The following is an 18969-nucleotide window of genomic DNA, read 5'->3' as shown; positions in this document are numbered from 1 at the left end:
CGGATCCTGCGGGAGGGGGCCCGAGGGTGCTGTGCGACCAGGCGCCGTTGCGCAGGAGAGATATACGTGACGGCTCGTAACAGAAGGTGATGATCTCCGTCACTTTGAGTTGCGAAAAGGTAACCGTGCCATAACGGCGGGTCGGGGAAGGCGCCCGACACGCCGGGCAAGTCGGCAAGGTTGTGGCAGGCCGCAGTCGGGCAGGCCACACTCGTTCTTCGGGAGCAGCGACGCACGTGACGTCGGCAGGCACCACCCGGGAGGTCCCCATGCCCGATCTGCGTGTCGTGGCCGTCAGCAACGACGGCACACGACTGGTGCTCAAAGCTGCGGACAGCACGGAATACACGCTTCCCATCGACGAGCGGCTGCGCGCTGCCGTACGCAACGACAGGGCACGCCTCGGCCAGATCGAGATCGAGGTCGAGAGCCATCTGCGGCCGCGTGACATCCAGGCACGGATACGAGCGGGAGCCTCCGCGGAAGAGGTGGCACAGCTCGCCGGGATCCCGGTCGAGCGGGTACGGCGCTTCGAAGGCCCCGTTCTCGCCGAGCGGGCGTTCATGGCCGAGCGGGCCCGCAAGACGCCGGTACGGCGGCAGGGCGAGTCCACTGGCCCCCAGCTGGGTGAGGCCGTGACCGAGCGGCTCCTGCTGCGCGGCGCCGAAAAGGACAGCGCCCAGTGGGACTCCTGGCGTCGCGACGACGGCACGTGGGAGGTGCTGCTCGTCTACCGCGTCGCGGGCGAGCCGCACTCCGCGAGCTGGACGTACGACCCGCCGCGCCGCCTCGTGCAGGCCGTGGACGACGAGGCGCGGGCGCTGATCGGCGAGACCCCGCCGGAGCAGCCCGAGCCGAGCTTCCCGTTCGTACCGCGGATCGCGCGGCTGCCGCGCGACCGTCCGCTGGACCGGGCGTTGGACCGCCAGTTGGACCGCGGCGAGCGCCCGGAGCGGACCGACAGGTCCGAACGAAGCGACCGTCCGGATCGGGGCGAGCGCCCGGGCGGCGACCAGCGTGACGAGCGCGAGGGGCGCGAGGGGCGCGACGGGCGCCCCGAGAAGGAGCGGGACTCGCTGACCAGCCTGCTCGAAGCGGTTCCGAGCTTCCGCGGTGACATGGTCGTGCCGTCGTCCGGCCCGGCACCGGATTCCGCCCCGGCCACCGTCGCCGGCGGCCAGGACGGCGAGGAGACGGCCGGGACAGCGACCGAGGAGGCGGCGCCGCCTGCCGCGAGCGCGGGTGCCGGATCGGCCTACGCCGATGTCCTCATGCCGCGCTCGGTGGGCTCCCACCGGGAGCGGCTGATCGGTACGACCGACCGGCAGGCCGAGGCGGACGGGGTACGGCCCGGGCGCCGGGCGACCGTGCCGAGCTGGGACGAGATCGTCTTCGGCAGCCGGAGGAAGAAGCAGGAGTAGCGCACAGCGCATCACGCATGGCGCAGGAGCGATCCTGCAGCGGCAGACCTCGCGGGCGGCGCACCGGCGCGCCGCCCGCGAGGTTCGTTCAGGGCTTCTCCCCCGTCGCCACCGGCCGCGACGGATCGGCGGTCCACTCACTCCACGAGCCGACGTAGAGAGCAGCCTGGATGCCCGCGACGGCGAGCGCCAGGACCTCTTGCGCGGCCGAGACGCCCGAGCCGCAGTAGACGCCGACCTCGGTGTCCTCGGTGGCGCCCAGCGCCTTGAACCGCTGGGCCAGCTGGTTGGCGGGCAGGAATCGTCCGTCGGCGGCGACGTTGCCGGTCGTCGGGGCGTTGACGGCGCCGGGGATGTGTCCGGCCACTGGGTCGATGGGCTCAACCTCGCCCCGGTACCGCTCGGGGGCGCGGGCGTCGAGCAGCAGGCCGCGGCGGGCCAGCGCCGCGGCGTCGTCGGCGGTCAGGAGCGGCAACGCACCGGGCACGGGGGTGAAATCGCCGGGGACAGGGGTGGGCGTCGTCGTCTCCAGAGGACCCTGCCAGGCCGCGAGGCCGCCGTCGAGGACGCGGACATCGGGGTGTCCGGTCCACCGCAGCAACCACCAGGCGCGCGCCGCCGCCCAGCCCTGACCGCCGTCGTAGACCACGACGGGGCGGGAGGCACTGACGCCGGCGCGTCGCATGGCTTCGGCGAAGACGTCGAGATCGGGCAGCGGATGGCGTCCGGCGGCGCCGGGCGGGCCTGCGAGCTCGGAGTCCAGGTCGACGTAGACGGCGCCGGGGATGTGTCCGGCCTCGTACTGCGGACGGCCGGGCGGCCCGCCGAGCTGATAGCGGACGTCGAGAAGGACCGCGTCGTGTTCCCGGTCACGGCTGCGGTCTTGGCTGCGGAGCTCCGCCTCGGAGATGATGGCTTCCATGCGGCCCATTGTGACCGCGGCCACCGCTGTCCGGTGTCCTGGTGATCGTATGGACGGCGTGGCCAGGAGAACGACACATCACAAGCTATCGGGCATTCTCCTTCCGGGGCGTCCCGGACCGGCGCGGCCGGGGCGCACGACGCGCGAGGTGGTGAAACCATCATCCTGGCTCGTCCCCCGCTGACCGTCGCGCGAGGAGAGATTTCCGATGACCGAGGTATCGGCCCGGCGTCCCCAGGGTGCACCCTGCTGGGTAAGTCTGCTGGTGCACAGCCTGCCCGCGACACAGGAGTTCTACGGCGGGCTGTTCAGCTGGGAATTCCACGCCGGACCCCAGCATTTCGGGCCCTATGTGAAGGCCTCGCTCGGTGGCCGGTTCGTGGCCGGGATCGGTGAGTGCCACGAGAACCGCCACCTTCCGGTCGCCTGGACCACGTATCTGTCGGTGGAGGACGCCGACGCCACCGCCGAGCTGATCCGCGACTGCGGCGGCACCGTGGCCGTCGGACCGCTCGACGCGGACGACGAGGCAGGGCGCATGGCGATCGCCGCCGACCCGTGCGGCGCGGTGTTCGGCATCTGGCAGCCGATCGGCCACACAGGGGTGGGCGTCGTCGGCGAGCCGGGAACCTTGGTGTGGAACGAACTGGTGACGCTGGAGACGTCGGCGGTCAGCAAGTTCTACTCCGTGGTGTTCGGCTTCGAGGAGGAGGCAGTGGTCTCGGCCGATTTCGACTACCTGACGCTGCACCTCGACGGGCAGCCGGTGGCCGGGATCCACGGGGTCGGCACGGCGCTCCCGCAGGACCTGGGCGCGTACTGGATGACGTACTTCGCAGTGGCGGACGCGGACGCCGCGGCGAGGAAGGTGACGGAACTGGGCGGGAGGGTGCTGCGCCCGCCGCGTGACTCGGCGTACGGGCGGCTGGCCACGGTGGCCGACCCGGAGGGGGCCATGTTCACCGTGATCCGCCTCGACTCGTAGGTACCGAGCCCCGTATATACGGAGCCGCTCATATTTACGGAGCCGCTCATATTTACGGAGCCGCTCAGCTCCGGACTTCCAACAGCGGCACCAGCTGTTCGGCCGGTGCGAGCGAGCCGTGCAGCCCGACCATCGACGACTCCCCCGGCTCCCGCCTGCTCGCGATCACCGCGATCTCGTCACTCGCCACTGCAACCACGTCGCCGATCCGCTCGTACACCCGCTCGTCGACGTGCGGACCGAACCAGCCCGCTTCGATCGCCTGCTCCCGGGTGGCGACCCACATCTGCTCGCCGAGCACCTCGCTCCACACCGCGTGCACGTCGGCAGCGGCTCCCGGTACGGCGTAGACGTGCCGTGCGCGCGCCTCGCCGCCGAGCAGAGCGACGCCGGCGGCGAGCTCCCAGTCCTCGTCGAAGTCGATCCGCTTCTCGGCCGGGATGTCGATCATGCCGTGGTCGGCGGTCACATAGAGGACGGAGCGCGGCGGCAACTGCTCGGCGAGGCGCTGCGCGAGCCGGTCGACCATCATCAACTGCCCGCGCCACGCGTCGGAGTCGACGCCGTAGCGGTGGCCGTTGCCGTCGAGCTCGCTGTAGTAGGTGTAGACGAGGGTGCGGTCGGCGCAGGCCAGGCGGTCGGCGGCGAGATCCATCCGCTCGTCGCCGGTGAGGCGGCCGTGGAAGGTGCCGCCGGAGAGCGCGATCCGGGTGAGCGGGGTCTGCTCGAAGGCGGGCGAGGAGACCTGGCACGTCTCGATGCCTGCCGCGTCGGCGAGTTGGAACACCGTCGGGTAGGGCTGCCAGGCGTGCGGGTCGGTCCACGGCTGCCACCGCAACTGGTTCATCAGCTGGTTCTCGCCCGGTATCGCCACCGTGTATCCGGCGAGTCCGTGCGCGCCCGGCGGCAGGCCGGTGCCCACCGAGGCGAGCGAGGTCGCCGTGGTCGCCGGGAAGCCCGCGGTGAGCGGATCTCCGGTGCCGGCGAGCGAGGTGCCGAGGAGCGAGGTGAGGAACGGTGCCTCGTCCGGGTGGGCCTTGAGCAGCTCCCAGCCGAGGCCGTCGACGAGGAAGACGCACGTGCGGTCCGCAGAGGTGAGGCCGAGCCCGGTGGCGGGGGCGCCAGGCACGCCGTGACCGGCGAGGGCCGCGGGGAGCAGATCGCTCAGGGCCGCGGTGCCGTAGCGCGGCGCGGGGGCGCTGCGGATGTCGAGCGGTACGTGGTCGTCCTCGCGTGGGCCCGCTGCCGCGGGGTGCGCCATCAGTGGTGCGCCGACGTGGTTGTGACGGCGGCCGTGGCGGCCGAGAGCGCCTCGGCGAAGGCGAGCGTCTCGCGTACCGCCTCCGGGCCGTCGGCGGCCTCGCTCACCCGCAGGCTGAGGTCGTCGGCGGTCGAGGAACCGGTGTAGCCGTGGTCGGCCTCGCAGTTGGGGTCGGCGCAGGCGGCGGGCTCCAGATCGATCCGGCTGACGGCGCCCCAGCCGATGGTGAGCACCACCTCGCGTGGCAGCGTGCCGGGGGTGTACGACTCGGGGTTGGCGACGACCCGGCTGACCACCACGGAGGAGATCCGGCCGATCTTGACGGACTCGGTGGAGGTGGTGGTGTACGGCGTCGGCGAGGTGTCGTCGGCGCCCTGCTCGTCGGTGTGGCTGACGAGGAACCGGGTGCGGGTGAGGACGAGGACGGTGACGTGCCGCCTGACCTCGTTGGCGTCGAAGGTGGTCTCCTGGTTGACCAGGTACGCGACGACCGGCTCGCCACCGACCGAGGCCTCCACGGCCTCCGCCACGAGTGCCGGGTAGTAGCCGCTGCGCTCGATGGCCGCACGCAGCCCCTGGGTCGTCGTACCGGTTTTCGCCATGAGGACCATCTTAGTGGCGGCTCTCCGCTCGAAGAGGCGCCGCTCAATGAGACGACAGTGCACGGGGCCCCAGGTCGGTACGGGCGGGGGGCCGGGCCAGCCGGACGCCGGCCCCGAGCACGGTCAGGCCGGTGTGCGCGACGACGACGGGTTCGAGCGTCACCGCGACGATCTCCGGCAGGTCGTCGACCAGCCGCGAGACGCGCAGCAGCAGCTCTTCGAGCGCACCGGTGTCGGCGGGCTCGGCGCCGCGCCAGCCGAAGAGCAGCGGGGCCGCCTTGATGGACCGGACGAGATCGGCGACGTCCCGGTCGGTGGCGGGGATGAAGCGGTGGGCGACGTCGCCGAGCAGCTCGGACGGGGCGCCCGCCAGGCCGAAGGAGAGCATGGCGCCGACGGCGGGGTCGACGGCGGCCCGCACGACGGTGTCGACACCGCGCGGAGCCATCGCCTGAACCACCGGGAGCACCTCGGCGGGCTTGCCGAGCCGGTCGGTCAACTCTTCGTAAGCGCGCAGGAGTTCGGCCTCGGAGGCGATGTCGAGGCGCACCCCGCCGAGGTCGGCGCGGTGGCGCAGGTGGGGTGCGGTGGTCTTGAGCGCCACGGGGTAGCCGAGGCGGCGGGCGGCGGTCGCCGCGGCGGTGGCGTCCTGGGCGGGGAGCGTCTGACGGACCTCGATGCCGTAGCGGGCGAGCAGTGCGGCGGCGGCCGGCTCGTCGAGGTTGACGGCGCCGCGCCGGCGTTCGTCGGCGGGGGCGGCATCGGCATCGACGGCGCTGGGGCGGCGGTCGTCGGCGGAGTCGAGGAGGCGAGCCACGTCGTCATGGGCGGCGGCCTCGTCGATCCCGTCGAGCTCGGGGACCGTGCCAGGGGTGGCGGTGGTGCGCCGCCAGTCCGCATAGCGGACGGCCTCCGCCAGCGGCTGGACGGCGCGCTCGGCCGAGGGGTAGGCGGGGATACGCGCGGTGGCGTCCGCTTCGCCGCCGGCGGGGGCGGCGCCGAGGCGCTCGGCGAGCCGGTCGAGGGTGAGGTGGACCACGACGACGGGCTTGGTGCTGCCGGCCGCCGCCGACTGGAGCGCCACGGCGAGCTCGGGGTCGTCCCCGGAGTCGGGTTCCCGTGCGCCTGCGGCGCCGACGCGCGGGATGGCGGTGACGACGACGGCGTCCACCTCGTCGTCTGCGAGCGCCACGGCGAGCGCGGTACGGAAGTCGTCGGGGACGGCCGTGGTGGTCAGGTCGATCGGTGCGCGCGGCAGCAGACCGGCGCTGATGCTCACGTCGTACGCCAGCAGCCCGAGCGACTCGGAGTTGCCGAGGATCGCGACGCGCCCTCCTGCGGGGAGCGGCTGGTGAGCCAACAGCAGCCCGGTGTCCAGCAGTTCGGTCACCGTGTTGACGCGGAGGATCCCCACTTGCCGGAAGAGCGCCGAGACGGTGGCGTCGGGGATGCGGGCGGCGGCCTCCGGATGTCCGGGCGGCAGGCTGCCGGTGTGCCGGGCGCCCTTGACGACGACCACGGGCTTGGCGGCGGCGGTCCGCCGTGCGAGGCGGGTGAACTTCCGCGGGTTGCCGATGGATTCGAGGTACATCAGGGCGACGTCGGTCTCGGGGTCGTCGTACCAGTACTGCAGCAGGTCGTTGCCGGAGACATCGGCGCGGTTGCCTGCGGAGATGAACGTCGAGACTCCTGCGATGCCACCCGGGCCGCGGCGGTGGAGGCCTGCGAGCAGCGCGATGCCGATGGCGCCGGACTGGGTGAACAGGCCGAGCCGGCCGGTCGCCGGGGTCTCGGGTGCCAGCGAGGCGTTGAGCCGCACGCGCGGTGAGGTGTTGAGGATGCCGAACGCGTTGGGGCCGATGATCCGCATGCCGTAGGAGCGGGCCTGACGGACCAGGGCACGCTGCCGCTCACGGCCTTCGGGGCCGGATTCGGCGTAGCCGTCGGCGATCACCAGCAGCCCTTGGACCCCATGGGCCCCGCAGTCCGCGACGGCCTCGGGGACGTGCTCGGCGGAGACGGCGAGGATCGCCAGGTCGACCGCTTCATCGATGGAGCCGACGGAACGGTGTGCCGCCACGCCCTCGGGCTGCAGGAGGTCCATGGAGTCGGGGAAGTGGTGGTTGACGGCGTGCACCCGGCCGCGGAACCCGGCGGCGAGCAGATTGCGCAGCACGGTTCGGCCGACACTGCCCTCGCTTCTGCCGGTGCCGACGACGGCCACGGAGCGCGGAGCGAGCAGCCGCTGCACGGAGCGGGCCTCGGCTCGCTGTTCTCGGGCGCGCATCACCGCGACCGAGGCCTCGGTGGGTTCCAAGTCGAGTTCGAGACGGACGACTCCGTCGGTGAAGCTGCGCTGCTGGGTGTAGCCGACGTCGGTGAAGACCTTGATCATCTTGCGGTTGGCCGGGAGCACTTCGGCGACGAAGCGGCGGATGCCGCGTTCGCGTGCCACGGCCGCGATGTGTTCGAGCAACGCGGACGCGACGCCGCGGCCCTGATGGGCGTCCTGGACGAGGAAGGCAACCTCGGCGCGGGTCGCGCCCCCACCGGCCGGCCTGCCGTGCTCGTCGATCCGGTCGTAGCGGACGGTCCCTATGAACTCACCGCCGACGGTCGCGGCCAGCCCGACGCGGTCGACGTAGTCGTGGTGCGTGAACCGCCGCACGTCGCGGTCGGAGAGACGGGGGTAGGGCGCGAAGAAGCGGTAGTACTTGGACTCGTCGGAGACCTGTTCGTAGAAGCTGACCAGGCGTTGCGCATCGTCCGGGGTGATCGGGCGGACATGGGCGATGCCGCCGTCGCGCAGCACGACGTCCGCCTCCCAGTGGACCGGGTACGCGGGCTGCGCCGACGTCGCAGAGGTCTCCATGGGCGCAAGAGTAGGACGCGGTGCGGCGCGTGGCGCCCCGGCGGACGCGCGGGCGGTGCGGCAGCCTACCCTCGACGGAGCGGGATTCCCCCCGCAGCCGTGCGTACACTGGTCTAGACAACCGGAATCACCAGAAGGGTTACACCATGGCTGAGCGCCGCGTCACCGTTGGCTGGGCCGAAGGCCTGCACGCCCGCCCCGCCTCGATCTTCGTCCGCGCTGCGACCGCCGCAGGCGTCCCGGTGACGATCGCCAAGGCCGACGGCGCCCCGGTCAATGCCGCATCGATGCTCGCCGTGCTCGGTCTGGGCGCCAAGGGCGGCGAGGAGATCGTGCTGGCGTCGGAGTCCGACGATGCGGAGGCGGCGCTCGACCGCCTGGCGAAGCTGGTTTCCGAGGGGCTCGACGAGCTTCCCGAGACCGTCTGACAACTCCCGCCGGTCTCGCCCGGCGCAACACCAATATCCGCGGGGAATTGCAGAAGCAATTCCCCGCGGTCTCGTATACGGAACTTTTTACCGCGCGCCTGTTAAGGACGTGCACGCGAAATGTTTACTGCACGTTTCGGAATCCTCACGCGCGCTCTCATCCGGCGGCGCCGGGAATGCTGGGAGCCCTGCGCAATCGGTGCGCGGCCGCCCACCGCTCGATGTGCGCCGTGGTGAGTCTGCGCGCCCGTTCGGCGTCGCCGCGTGCCACCGCGTCTGTGATCGCCCCATGTTCGTCCCAGGTAGCCATCGACCTGCCGGGCAGCTCGACGGCGTACATCCACGAGATCTTCTGGCGCAGCTGGATGAGGAGCGCGGCGAGGCCGGGGCTGCCCGAGGCCTGCGCCAGCGTCTGGTGGAACCAGCCGTCGAGTGCGGGAAGGTCGGAGAACTGGCCCTTCTGCGAGCGTTCCTGGCTGAGCCTCACCAGGCCGCGCAGCACCCGCAGATGCTGCTCGGTGCGGCGTTCGGCCGCCCGTGCGGCGCCCAACGGCTCCAGCAGCGCTCGGATCTCCAGCAGGTCTCCCGCCTCCTGCTCGCTCGGCTCGGCAACCGATGCACCGGCATGCTTGCGGGTGCGGACGAACCCCTCGGACTCCAGGGTGCGCAACGCCTCGCGCACCGGGACCCGGGAGACCCCGTAGCGCTTGGCGAGCAGTTCCTCGGTCAGCCGGCCGCCGGGCGCGAAGTAGCCGCTCACGATGTCGTCGCGGATCGCGGAGCACACGGTCTGGGCGGACAACCGCCGCCCGCCGTTCCCCGCGCCGCCCTCCCCGTTCACATCCAATCCCGCATCGCCGGTCCCCATTTCATGCGCACAGTCTTTTTATCCAGCAACTCTATGGCAGCGCAGCACGCTTTCCCGCGGCAGCCCCGAATCCGACGGAATTCTTGGCCGGGAATGTACGGTGAGGCGCAGCACACCACGGAACGGAGAAGGGCCCCGGCCCCCGCGTCGGGGAGGCCGGGGCCCTTTGCGGACCGTCTGCCGACGGCTAGCCGCGGACCACTGTCACCGGGCCGATGCCGAGCTTGCCGACTTCGGCCTCGATCTGTGAGGCGTCGCCCACCAGCACGACCACGAGGCGCTCGGGCGCGAACGCGTTCACCACGGCTGCCGTCGCCTCGACCGTGCCGGTCTGCGCCAGGCGTGCGTACAGCCCCGCCTGGTAGTCGTCCGGCAGATGCTGCTCCACCTGGTCGGCGAAGGTGCCGGCGACGGCCGCCGCCGTCTCGTACTTCAGCGGGGCGACGCCCACCAGGTTCTGCACGGCGACATCGCGCTCCTCGTCGGTGAGCCCGCCCTCGGCGAGGCCGCGCAGCACCTGCCAGGTGTCGGCGAGCGCAGGGGCGGTCACGTCGGTGGCAACCGAGCCGCTGATCGCCAGCATCGAGGCGCCGGTGCCGTCCGGGGCCGAGCGCAGCACCTGGGCGAAGGCCCGCACACCGTAGGTGTAGCCCTTCTCCTCGCGCAGCACACGGTCGAGCCGCGAGGTCAGGGTGCCGCCGAGGCAGTAGGTACCGAGCACCTGGGCGGGCCAGACCGCGTCATGGCGGTCGGGGCCCGTCCGCCCGACGAGCAGTTGCGTTTGGACCGAGCCGGGCCGGTCGACGATCACCACGCGTGCGGAGTCGTCGGCCACCACGGGCGGCGCCGGACGGGGCTCGGCCTTGGTACCGGTCCAGGCACCCAGCGTGGCCGTGAGCAGCGCGTCGAGGTCGATGCCCGTCAGATCGCCGACGACGACGGCCGTGGCGGTGGCGGGGCGCACATGCGCCTCGTAGAAGGCGCGCACCGCGGCCGCGTCGATCCGGGCGACGGTCTCCTCGGTGCCCTGCCGGGGCCGGGACATCCGGGAGTCGGCGGGGAACAGCTCGTCGGAAAGTGCCATGGCGGCGCGGCGGGCCGGGTTGGCGAGCTCGTGGGGGATCTCGTCGAGCCGGTTGCGGACCAGCCGGCCCACCTCGCTCTCGGGAAAGGCGGGGGCGCGCAGCGCATCGGCGAGCAGACCGAGCGCCCTCTCCAGGCGGGAGGCGGGTACTTCGAGGGAGAGGCGGACGCCGGGGTGGTCGGCGTGTGCGTCGAGCGTGGCTCCGCAGCGCTCCAGCTCGGCGGCGAACTCCTCGGCGGTGAGGGTGTCGGTGCCCTCGGAGAACGCCCTGGCCATGATGGTGGCCACGCCGTCCAGGCCCCGCGGCTCCGCGTCGAGCGGCGCGTCGAGCAGCACCTCGACGGCGACGACCTTCTGGCCGGGCCGGTGGCAGCGCAGCACGGACAGGCCGCCCGGCAGGCCGGAGCGCTCGGGGGCGGGGAAGGCCCACGGCTTGGCGGGGCCCGCCTCGGGCCTGGGGTGGAAGATCATCGAAGGGGCAGCGTTGTCGGTGTTGCCGGTGTTGCCGGTGTTGCCGGTGTTGCCGGTGGCGGCCGTTGCGTCGGTCATCAGGCGCCCTCGCCCTCTTCCTCTTCCGTGGCGCCGCCGGTCGGTTCGTAGACCAGGACGGCGCGGTTGTCGGGGCGCAGCCGGGCGGCGGCCACCTCCTTGACCTCGTCGGACGTGATCTTCAGGACCCGGTCGACGGCGGTCAGCGCCAGCTGCGGGTCGCCGAAGAGCACGGCGTAGCGGCACAGTTCGTCGGCGCGGCCACCGACGGTCGCCAGCCGGTCGAGCCACTCGCGCTCCAGCTGGGCCTGGGCGCGCTCCATCTCCTCCGGCGTGGGGCCCTGTTCGGCAAAGCGGGCCAGCTCGTCGTCAACAGCGGCCTCGATCTCAGCCACCTCGACCTCGCTCGACGCCTTGACGTCGAGCCAGCCGAGCGACGGCGCCCCGGCGAGCCTGAGCATGCCGAAGCCGGCGCCGACGGCCGTCCTGTCGCGCCGCACCAGCCTGTTGTGCAGCCGGGAGGACTCGCCGCCCCCGAGCACGGTCAGCGCGAGGTCGGCGGCGTCGGCCTCGCGGGTGCCGTCCTGCGGGAGCCGGTAGGCGGCCATCAGGGCGCGGGAGGGCACGTCCTCGGTGACGACCTCGCGCAGCTGCGAGCCCATGACCGCGGGGAGCGAGCCCTCCCGCGGGGCGGGTTTGCCTTCATGGGAGGGGATGGAGCCGAAGTACTTCTCCACCCAGCCGAGCGTCCGCTCGGGGTCGATGTCGCCGACGACCGCGAGGACCGCGTTGTTGGGCGCGTAGTAGGTGCGGAAGAACTCCTGCGCGTCCTCCAGCGAGGCCGCGTCCAGATCGGCCATCGAGCCGATCGGGGTGTGGTGGTAGGGGTGGCCCTCGGGGTAGGCCATCGCCGTCAACCGCTCGAAGGCAGTGCCGTAGGGGACGTTGTCGTAGCGCTGGCGGCGCTCGTTCTTCACCACGTCCCGCTGGTTGTCCAGGCTCTGCTGGTCGAGCGCGGTGAGCAGGCTGCCCATCCGGTCCGCCTCCAGCCACAGGGCGAGTTCGAGCTGGTGGGCGGGCATCGTCTCGAAGTAGTTGGTGCGCTCGAAGCTCGTGGTGCCGTTGAGGGAACCCCCCGCGGCCTGAACCAGCTCGAAGTGCCCGTTGCCCGGCACCTGCGCCGACCCCTGGAACATCAGGTGTTCGAAGAGGTGGGCGAGTCCCGTGCGGCCCTCCACCTCGTGGCGCGACCCCACGTCGTACCACAGACAGACGGCTGCGACCGGTGACAGATGATCCTCCGAGAGCACCACCCGCAGCCCGTTGGCGAGACGGTGCTCGGTCGCTGTCAGGCCGCCGGATCGTGCCTCCGGCGTGGCCGTGTGACCCATGGGCAAGCTGTCCTTCCGGTCGCGAACTGGTCGACCCCCACCTTAGGGAAGCGCACCGACACCGCGCGAAGTTCCCGGCCGGGGATCTTCTTCGTGGCGGCTGTGTCACGAATGCCACGAAGAAGAACCGGGTCGTGGTACGGGGTGTCAGTGCGGCAGTCCACAATGGACCGCATCAGATCCCGAACAGGTCCGTTGAAGGAGCATCCGTCCGATGGCCCGCCGCAGCACGAAGACCCCGCCTCCGGACGATTTCGAGGAGCGCATCCTCGACATCGACGTCGTCGACGAGATGCAGGGCTCCTACCTCGAGTACGCCTATTCCGTCATCTACTCGCGCGCCCTGCCCGACGCGCGCGACGGCTTCAAGCCGGTGCACCGCCGCATCGTCTACCAGATGAACGAGATGGGCCTGCGCCCCGACCGCGGGTACGTCAAGTGCGCCCGCGTCGTCGGCGAGGTGATGGGAAAGCTGCACCCGCACGGCGACGCGTCGATCTACGACGCGCTGGTGCGCATGGCGCAGGACTTCTCCATGCGGATGCCGCTGGTCGACGGGCACGGCAACTTCGGCTCGCTGGGCAACGACGACCCGCCGGCCGCCATGCGGTACACCGAGTCGCGGATGGCTCCCGCCGCGATGCTGATGACCGAGTCGATCGACGAGGACACCGTCGATTTCGCGCCTAACTACGACGGCCAGGAGCGCGAGCCGGTCACGCTGCCCGCCGCCTTCCCGAATCTGCTGGTCAACGGCGCCTCCGGGATCGCGGTCGGCATGGCGACCAACATGCCGCCGCACAACCTGGTCGAGGTGATCGCCGCCGCCCGCCATCTGATCAGGTACCCGAACGCGGACCTGGACGCCCTGATGCGCCACATTCCCGGGCCCGACCTGCCGACCGGCGGCCGCATCGTGGGCTTGTCCGGGATCCGCGAGGCATACGAGACCGGGCGCGGCAGCTTCCGCATCCGCTCGACGGCGACGATCGAGAACGTCACGGCGCGCCGCAAGGGCATCGTCGTCACCGAACTGCCCTTCACCGTCGGCCCGGAGAAGGTGATCGCCAAGATCAAGGACCTGGTCGGTGCGAAGAAGCTGCAGGGCATCGCGGACGTGAAGGACCTCACCGACCGCGAGCACGGGCTGCGTCTGGTGATCGAGGTGAAGAACGGCTTCAACCCCGAGGCGGTGCTCGAACAGCTCTACAGGCTGACCCCGATGGAGGAGTCCTTCGGGATCAACAACGTGGCCCTGGTGGACGGGCAGCCGCTCACGCTCGGCCTCAAGGAGCTGCTGGAGGTCTATGTCGACCACCGCTTCGACGTCGTCCGGCGGCGCAGCGAGTTCCGCCGCACCAAGCGCGCCGACCGGTTGCACCTGGTCGAGGGGTTGCTGGTGGCTCTGGTCGACATCGACGAGGTCATCCGGCTGATCCGCTCCAGCGAGAACTCGGCCGACGCCAAGCAGCAGCTGATGGAGCGCTTCTCGCTCTCCGAGGTGCAGACGCAGTACATCCTCGACACGCCGCTGCGCAGGCTGACCAAGTACGACCGGTTGGAGCTGGAGTCGGAGCGCGAGCGGCTGGGCGCCGAGATCGCGGAGCTGACCCGGATCCTGGAGTCCGACGCCGAGCTGCGCAAGCTCGTCTCGGGCGAACTCGCCGCGGTGGCCAAGAAGTACGGATCCGAGCGGCGCACGGTTCTGCTGGAGTCGGCTGATACGCCGGTGGCCGCGGTGCCGCTGGAGGTCTCGGACGATCCGTGCCGCGTGCTGCTCTCCGCCACGGGGCTGCTGGCCCGCACGGCGACGACGGATGCCTTCCAGTACGAGGACGGTAAGCGGGCCAAGCACGACGTGATCGTCTCGGCGGTGCCGGCGACGACCCGGGGCGATGTGGGCGTGGTGACCTCCGCCGGGCGGCTGCTGCGGCTGCCAGTGGTCGATCTGCCGACGCTCCCGGAGAGCGCGGCGGCGCCGAACCTCTCGGGCGGCGCGCCCGTCTCGGAGTTCGTCCCGCTTGATGAGGACGAGCAGGTGCTGTGCCTGTCGACGCTCGACGAGTCCTCACCGGGCCTGGCGCTCGGCACCGAGCAGGGGGTCGTCAAGCGCGTGGTGCCCGACTTCCCGGCCAACAGGGACGAGTTCGAGATCATCGGGCTGAAGGAGGGCGACCGGCTCGTCGGCGCTGTCGAGCTGCGCACGGGTGAGGAGGATCTGGTCTTCATCACCGACGAGGCCCAGTTGCTGCGGTATCCCGCCGGGCAGGTCCGGCCGCAGGGCCGGCCGGCGGGCGGAATGGCGGGCATCAAGCTGGGTGAGGGCGCGAAGGTGATCTCCTTCACCGCCGTCGACCCGGCGGACGACGCCGTGGTGTTCACGGTGGCGCGGGCGGAGGGCACGCTCGACGGCGCGGTGCAGGCCTCGGCGAAGCTGACTCCGTTCGAGCAGTATCCCCGCAAGGGGCGCGCCACCGGCGGGGTGCGGTGCCACCGCTTCCTGCGCGGCGAGAACGGGCTCGCCTTTGCCTGGGCGGGTGCGGCTCCGGCGCGCGCCTGCACGGCGGAGGGCACGCCCGCGGAGCTGCCGGAACGAGATCCTCGGCGTGACGGTTCCGGTGTGCCGCTGAAGCGGCCGGTCGCGGCGGTGGCGGGGCCGGTGTGACGGTGTTGCTCGCGGAGTGACCTCGAGGAGTGACGGCGTGACGCCGTGACGGACGGGCACGCCGAACGAAGGTAGGTTAGGCTCACCTTCGTGACTCCTTGTGCATCCGCCTCCAGGGAACTGGCCGAGCCGATGGCCGCGACAGCGGCCAGCGCGCGCACCTGGCTGCTGCTGGAGCAGCCGGGCCCCTGGGGAGCCAAGGCGTTCACCTCCAGCCGCCTCGACCCCGCGCTCGGGCGTGCGCTGGAGAGCCGGGCCGACGGGACGAACGTGCGGCTCGGGCTCATCCGGCAGCCCGCCCGCGACTCGGGCGGTGACCGGGGCACGCGACGCAGGGTGTTCGTGGCGCACACCGTGCCCAGCGCCGGCTGGATCCGTGAGGCGTTGGTGGAGGACCCGGGCGAGCTGCTCGGCCTCGACTTCGCGGCGCTGGGACGGGGCGAGCACGGCGGCTTCGGGTCCGCTCACCACGGCCCGCCGCTCGCCCTGGTGTGCACCAACGGCAAGCGGGACCGGTGCTGCGCAGTACTCGGGCGGCCGCTCGCGGCCGAGCTCGCGTCGTCCGGGAACGGCGAGGTCTGGGAGGTCACCCACCTCGGCGGCCACCGCTTCTCCCCGACGATGCTCGTCCTGCCGTACGGCTACGCGTACGGCAGGCTCGATGCGGGTACGGCGAAGCAAGTGCTGGACGCGACGCGCGAGGGCCGCATGGTGCCGTCCGGATGCCGTGGCCGCTCGGCCTGGCAACGGCCCGGGCAGGCAGCCGAGTTGGCGGTGCGCGAGCTGACCGGCGAGGAGCTCGCGGACGCGCTCGTCGCCTCCCCCACCGTCGAGCTCGGCGCCGACCGCTGGACGGTGGACGTGACGCACGCAGACGGCCGCGCCTGGACGGTCACGGTCGAGCAGCGGCAGTCCGGGCCGCCCCGCCCGGAGAGCTGCGGTGCCGCACTCGGCACCCCTGCCCACATGGTCGTCTCCTCGGTGAGCGAGGCCTGACGAGGAACCCCCGGGCGCGGTGGGGTGGCGCGCCCGGGGTCCGGTTTTATGGCTTAGCCGTTACCGGCAGTTGGGAGCCTCAGCCGTTGGAGCCGGCCGGGGTGGTCGCAGTGGAGAAGCCCTCGAGCTTGTTGGCCGCGGTGGCGAATTCGTTGGTGAACGTCGCGCCGAGGTTGACGGACGAGGTCGCGTTGCCGATCAGTTCCTCCGTCGCCAGAGCCGTCTTCGGTCCGCCGGTGGGCATGATGCCGTCCGGCAGGAACTGGGCCTTGTCCTGGCTCAGTCCGGCGATGTAGTCGGCCTTGGTCACCAGGGCGTTCGACACGAACTGCGACGGCAGGTTGTTGGCGATGTCGGCCGCGGAGTGAGTGTTGATCCAGTGCATGGTGGCCACCAGGGCGTCGACGACCTTCTGCGCCGTCTGCTTGTGGGAGTTGACCCAGTCAGTGCGGGCCAGGACACCCGCCGCGGGCCAGAAGCCGCCCAGCACGGCCTTGGTGCCCGCGGAGGTGGCCAGGTCGATGGCCGGGTAGCCGATGCCCTTCTTCTCGATCGCGTTGACCGTCGGCTGAGTCGTCATGACGCAGGCCGCCTTGCCGTTCTGCAGCGCGGCAACCGCGGTCGAGCCATCGCCGACGGCAATCCGGCTGAAATCATTGGTCTTCAGGCCGGCTTTGGCAGCGAGGAACTTGGTGAGGGTGTCGGTTCCGGACCCGAGGTCGGTGACGCCGATCGTCTTGCCCTTGAAGTCGGCCGGGGAGTGGACGTTCTGGCCCTTGGCGCACATCACCCGCTCGCCCGGCGCGCCGGAGAGCTGGACGATGTCCTCGACGGCCTTGCCCTTCACCTGGTAGTCGATGGCGTGGTTGTACCAGGCGCCCGCCATGTCCACCTGGCCGGAGGCCATCGCGTCCTCGGCGCCGACGCCGCCCGCGGTCTCCGTGCTCAGCTGGACGTTGACGCCGTACTTCTTGTAGAAGCCCAGGTCCTGGGCGAGCTGGTAGGGCAGGTAAATCTGCTTGTCGATACCGCCGACCATGAGGCTCACCGTCGGCGTGCCACCGGAGCCGCCGGCCGAGTCGCTGCTGCCGGAGCCGCTGGAACAGGCGGCGGCCGCACCAAGGGTGAGGGCGGTGGCAAGTGATGCGGTGAGGGCACGCTTGAGCACGGCATTGCGCATGGCTGTCTTCCTTCTTGGGAGGGTGGGGCGGTGGGCGCGAGGGATCAGATGATGTTGGAGGACTCGGACGGCGACGGCGGGCGCCACGAGAGGAGTCGCTGCTCCAATTTGGCCATGAGCCACTCGGCCCCGAGCACGAGGACCGCGATGGTGAGCATCGTGGCGAACACGCCGTTCGGGTCGAAGTTGTTCTGCGCGGTCGTGATGACCAGCCCGAGGCCGGACCTGGCGCCGAGCACCTCGCCGACGAGCGCGCCGACGATGGAGAAGCCCAAGGCGGAGTGCAGGCTGGCGACGATCCAGGTGAGCGCGGACGGCACGATGACATGCCGGATGATCTGCAGGCGCGAGGCGCCGAGGACCTTGGCGTTGGAGAGGATGTTGCGGTCGACCTCTCGCGCGCCCTGGAAGGCGTTGAAGAAGACCACGAAGAACACCAGCACCGCAGCCAGCAGGATCTTGGGCGTCGTGCCGATGCCGAAGGCGACGATGAAGATGGAGCCCAGGACGATGCGCGGGATCGCGTTCACGATCTTGATGTAGGGGCCGAGCAGGTCGGCGAGGTAGCGGCTCTGGCCCAGCGCCACGCCGAGCAGGACACCGGCGACGGTGCCAATGGCGAAGCCGATGAGGGCCTCCTCGATCGTGGTCCAGATGTTGGAGTAGTAGGACCCGAACTCGGTGCCGTGCTGAAAGTAGTCGACCAGCCGCTTGGCGATGCCCGACGGCTGCCCGAAGAAGAACGGGTCGACGATCTTCCAAGTGGTGAACAACTGCCAGCCGCCGATGACGAAGGCCGCGAGGCCGAGGCGGCCCGCCCACACCAAGACCTTGCGCCGCCGGATGGCGCGTTTGGCGGCGGCGCTAGCCGACGACGGTGTGCCGTCGGCGACGGGGGCGGATGTGGTGGATGTGGTGGATGCGGTCCTCATGCCTTACCTCCTGCGGTGCGCGCGTAGGCGCGCTCCACCTCCTCGCGCAGCGTCTCCCAGATCTGGTGCTGCAGTTCGACGAAGTGGGATTCGTAACGGATCTCCTGGACCGAGCCGCGCGGGCGCGGCAGGTCGATGTCGAAGACGGCCTTGACGGATCCCGGGCTGGACGTCATGACCACGACCCGGTCGGCGAGGGCGACGGCCTCGTCCAGGTCGTGGGTGATGAAGATGACCGAGGGACGGATCTGCTCCCACAGGCCGAGCAGTTCGGTTGACATGATCGCCTTCGTCTGCACGTCCAGCGCGCCGAACGGCTCGTCCATCATGAGGATCTTCGGTTCGTTGATCAGCGCCGCGGCCATCGCCACGCGCTTGCGCATACCACCCGACAGTTGGTGCGGGTAGCGGTCCTCGAACCCTGTCAGGCCCACCCGGCGCAGCCAGTCACGTGCCGAAGCATGTGCCTCCTGCTTGGGGACACCGCGGAAGATCGGGCCCATCAGCACGTTGCCGAGGACGGTCTTCCAAGGGAGCAGCGCGTCCGCCTGGAACATGAAGCTGACGCCGTCGGTGATGCCGTCCACTTCGCGGCCGCCGACCGTCACCGAGCCCTCGCTCGGCCGGTCGAGACCGGACACCATACTCAGCGTCGTCGACTTGCCGCAGCCGGTCGGACCCACCACCGCGCAGAACTGCCCCGGCTCCACCGTGAACGAAACGTCCTGCAGCGCCGTGAACACCTCACCGCCTGGCGTCAGGAACCGCTTGGTGAGCCCGGAGATCTCGACCCGGGCACTCTCCCGCGCGGATCGGTCGGCCGTCGGGCCCACCGTATGGTCGCTGACAGCAGCCATCATTTCCATCTCCCTT

15 protein-coding genes are annotated in these 18969 nt (G+C 71.2%); 5 read left to right on the top strand and 10 right to left on the bottom strand.

Features of this window, described 5'->3' with window-relative positions; genetic code table 11:
• Nucleotides 1–236: 236 nt before the first annotated feature.
• Nucleotides 237–1421, top strand: coding sequence for a septation protein SepH (gene sepH, locus NGB36_RS21075; RefSeq protein WP_255921909.1), 1185 nt, complete (start codon nt 237–239; stop codon nt 1419–1421).
• 88 nt (nt 1422–1509) lie between these two features.
• On the opposite strand, the gene NGB36_RS21070 is transcribed toward sepH, so the two are convergent.
• A complete protein-coding gene (locus NGB36_RS21070) occupies nt 1510–2343 on the bottom strand; it encodes a sulfurtransferase (protein ID WP_255921908.1) in 834 nt (277 codons plus the stop codon).
• Between the two features lie 208 nt (nt 2344–2551).
• Here NGB36_RS21070 and NGB36_RS21065 point away from each other — a divergent pair, with 208 nt between their 5' ends.
• On the top strand, nt 2552–3328 hold the full coding sequence (locus NGB36_RS21065; RefSeq protein ID WP_255921907.1) for a VOC family protein: 777 nt from the start codon (nt 2552–2554) through the stop codon (nt 3326–3328).
• Between the two features lie 64 nt (nt 3329–3392).
• Here the strand turns inward: NGB36_RS21065 and NGB36_RS21060 are convergent, their stop codons facing one another.
• Genes NGB36_RS21060 through NGB36_RS21050 form a run of 3 tightly spaced genes read right to left on the bottom strand, consistent with a single transcriptional unit; the run spans nt 3393 to nt 8063 of the window.
• Complete coding sequence (locus tag NGB36_RS21060) at nt 3393–4589, bottom strand: alkaline phosphatase family protein (RefSeq protein ID WP_255921906.1); 1197 nt, start codon at nt 4587–4589, stop codon at nt 3393–3395.
• Nucleotides 4589–5191, bottom strand: coding sequence for a DUF5998 family protein (locus NGB36_RS21055; protein WP_255921905.1), 603 nt, complete (start codon nt 5189–5191; stop codon nt 4589–4591). The genes NGB36_RS21060 and NGB36_RS21055 overlap by 1 nt, the downstream gene beginning before the upstream one ends.
• Before the next feature lie 43 nt (nt 5192–5234).
• Complete coding sequence (locus tag NGB36_RS21050; RefSeq protein WP_255921904.1) at nt 5235–8063, bottom strand: bifunctional acetate--CoA ligase family protein/GNAT family N-acetyltransferase; 2829 nt, start codon at nt 8061–8063, stop codon at nt 5235–5237.
• Nucleotides 8064–8209: 146 nt separating this feature from the next.
• Between NGB36_RS21050 and NGB36_RS21045 the strand changes: the two genes are divergently transcribed.
• Complete coding sequence (locus NGB36_RS21045; RefSeq protein WP_255921903.1) at nt 8210–8491, top strand: HPr family phosphocarrier protein; 282 nt, start codon at nt 8210–8212, stop codon at nt 8489–8491.
• Between the two features lie 157 nt (nt 8492–8648).
• On the opposite strand, the gene NGB36_RS21040 is transcribed toward NGB36_RS21045, so the two are convergent.
• The 3 genes from NGB36_RS21040 to NGB36_RS21030 all read right to left on the bottom strand — a co-directional run bounded on the left by NGB36_RS21040 (nt 8649) and on the right by NGB36_RS21030 (nt 12323).
• Nucleotides 8649–9359, bottom strand: coding sequence for a GntR family transcriptional regulator (locus NGB36_RS21040; protein ID WP_372509487.1), 711 nt, complete (start codon nt 9357–9359; stop codon nt 8649–8651).
• Nucleotides 9360–9546: 187 nt separating this feature from the next.
• Complete coding sequence (locus NGB36_RS21035; protein ID WP_255921946.1) at nt 9547–10914, bottom strand: M16 family metallopeptidase; 1368 nt, start codon at nt 10912–10914, stop codon at nt 9547–9549.
• Nucleotides 10915–10991: 77 nt separating this feature from the next.
• Nucleotides 10992–12323, bottom strand: a complete 1332-nt coding sequence (locus NGB36_RS21030) for a M16 family metallopeptidase (RefSeq protein WP_255921901.1) — start codon at nt 12321–12323, stop codon at nt 10992–10994.
• Nucleotides 12324–12537: 214 nt separating this feature from the next.
• Here NGB36_RS21030 and NGB36_RS21025 point away from each other — a divergent pair, with 214 nt between their 5' ends.
• Together NGB36_RS21025 and NGB36_RS21020 are read left to right on the top strand one after the other, a co-directional pair.
• Nucleotides 12538–14988: a DNA gyrase/topoisomerase IV subunit A gene (locus NGB36_RS21025; RefSeq protein ID WP_255921900.1), complete on the top strand. Its 2451-nt coding sequence runs from the start codon at nt 12538–12540 to the stop codon at nt 14986–14988.
• 90 nt (nt 14989–15078) lie between these two features.
• Complete coding sequence (locus NGB36_RS21020; RefSeq protein WP_255921899.1) at nt 15079–15984, top strand: ferredoxin family protein; 906 nt, start codon at nt 15079–15081, stop codon at nt 15982–15984.
• A gap of 79 nt (nt 15985–16063) precedes the next feature.
• Here NGB36_RS21020 and NGB36_RS21015 read toward each other — a convergent pair whose 3' ends face one another.
• Genes NGB36_RS21015 through NGB36_RS21005 form a run of 3 tightly spaced genes read right to left on the bottom strand, consistent with a single transcriptional unit; the run spans nt 16064 to nt 18956 of the window.
• The gene (locus NGB36_RS21015) at nt 16064–17164 is read right to left on the bottom strand and encodes an ABC transporter substrate-binding protein (protein ID WP_255921898.1); all 1101 of its coding nucleotides are present in this window, start codon (nt 17162–17164) and stop codon (nt 16064–16066) included.
• Between the two features lie 44 nt (nt 17165–17208).
• A complete protein-coding gene (locus NGB36_RS21010) occupies nt 17209–18096 on the bottom strand; it encodes an ABC transporter permease (protein ID WP_255921897.1) in 888 nt (295 codons plus the stop codon).
• Nucleotides 18093–18956 (bottom strand): ABC transporter ATP-binding protein, encoded by an 864-nt coding sequence (locus NGB36_RS21005; protein WP_255921896.1) that lies wholly within the window; start codon nt 18954–18956, stop codon nt 18093–18095. Before NGB36_RS21005 ends, NGB36_RS21010 begins: the two co-directional genes overlap by 4 nt.
• Between the last annotated feature and the right edge of the window lie 13 nt (nt 18957–18969).

This window comes from Streptomyces humicola (assembly GCF_024436035.1).
Taxonomy (GTDB): Bacteria; Actinomycetota; Actinomycetes; order Streptomycetales; family Streptomycetaceae; genus Streptantibioticus_B; species Streptantibioticus_B humicola.
Note: the sequence above shows the minus strand (reverse complement) of the source record. Positions and strands in the feature narration are given on the sequence as shown.

Coding starts and splice junctions, on each gene's coding strand:
- NGB36_RS21070 (WP_255921908.1), bottom strand. CDS start 2,343: ATGGAAGCCATCATCTCCGAGGCGGAGCTCCGCAGCCAAGACCGCAGC.
- NGB36_RS21065 (WP_255921907.1), top strand. CDS start 2,552: ATGACCGAGGTATCGGCCCGGCGTCCCCAGGGTGCACCCTGCTGGGTA.
- NGB36_RS21060 (WP_255921906.1), bottom strand. CDS start 4,589: ATGGCGCACCCCGCGGCAGCGGGCCCACGCGAGGACGACCACGTACCG.
- NGB36_RS21055 (WP_255921905.1), bottom strand. CDS start 5,191: ATGGCGAAAACCGGTACGACGACCCAGGGGCTGCGTGCGGCCATCGAG.
- NGB36_RS21050 (WP_255921904.1), bottom strand. CDS start 8,063: ATGGAGACCTCTGCGACGTCGGCGCAGCCCGCGTACCCGGTCCACTGG.
- NGB36_RS21045 (WP_255921903.1), top strand. CDS start 8,210: ATGGCTGAGCGCCGCGTCACCGTTGGCTGGGCCGAAGGCCTGCACGCC.
- NGB36_RS21040 (WP_372509487.1), bottom strand. CDS start 9,359: ATGGGGACCGGCGATGCGGGATTGGATGTGAACGGGGAGGGCGGCGCG.
- NGB36_RS21035 (WP_255921946.1), bottom strand. CDS start 10,914: ATGATCTTCCACCCCAGGCCCGAGGCGGGCCCCGCCAAGCCGTGGGCC.
- NGB36_RS21030 (WP_255921901.1), bottom strand. CDS start 12,323: ATGGGTCACACGGCCACGCCGGAGGCACGATCCGGCGGCCTGACAGCG.
- NGB36_RS21025 (WP_255921900.1), top strand. CDS start 12,538: ATGGCCCGCCGCAGCACGAAGACCCCGCCTCCGGACGATTTCGAGGAG.
- NGB36_RS21015 (WP_255921898.1), bottom strand. CDS start 17,164: ATGCGCAATGCCGTGCTCAAGCGTGCCCTCACCGCATCACTTGCCACC.
- NGB36_RS21010 (WP_255921897.1), bottom strand. CDS start 18,096: ATGAGGACCGCATCCACCACATCCACCACATCCGCCCCCGTCGCCGAC.
- NGB36_RS21005 (WP_255921896.1), bottom strand. CDS start 18,956: ATGATGGCTGCTGTCAGCGACCATACGGTGGGCCCGACGGCCGACCGA.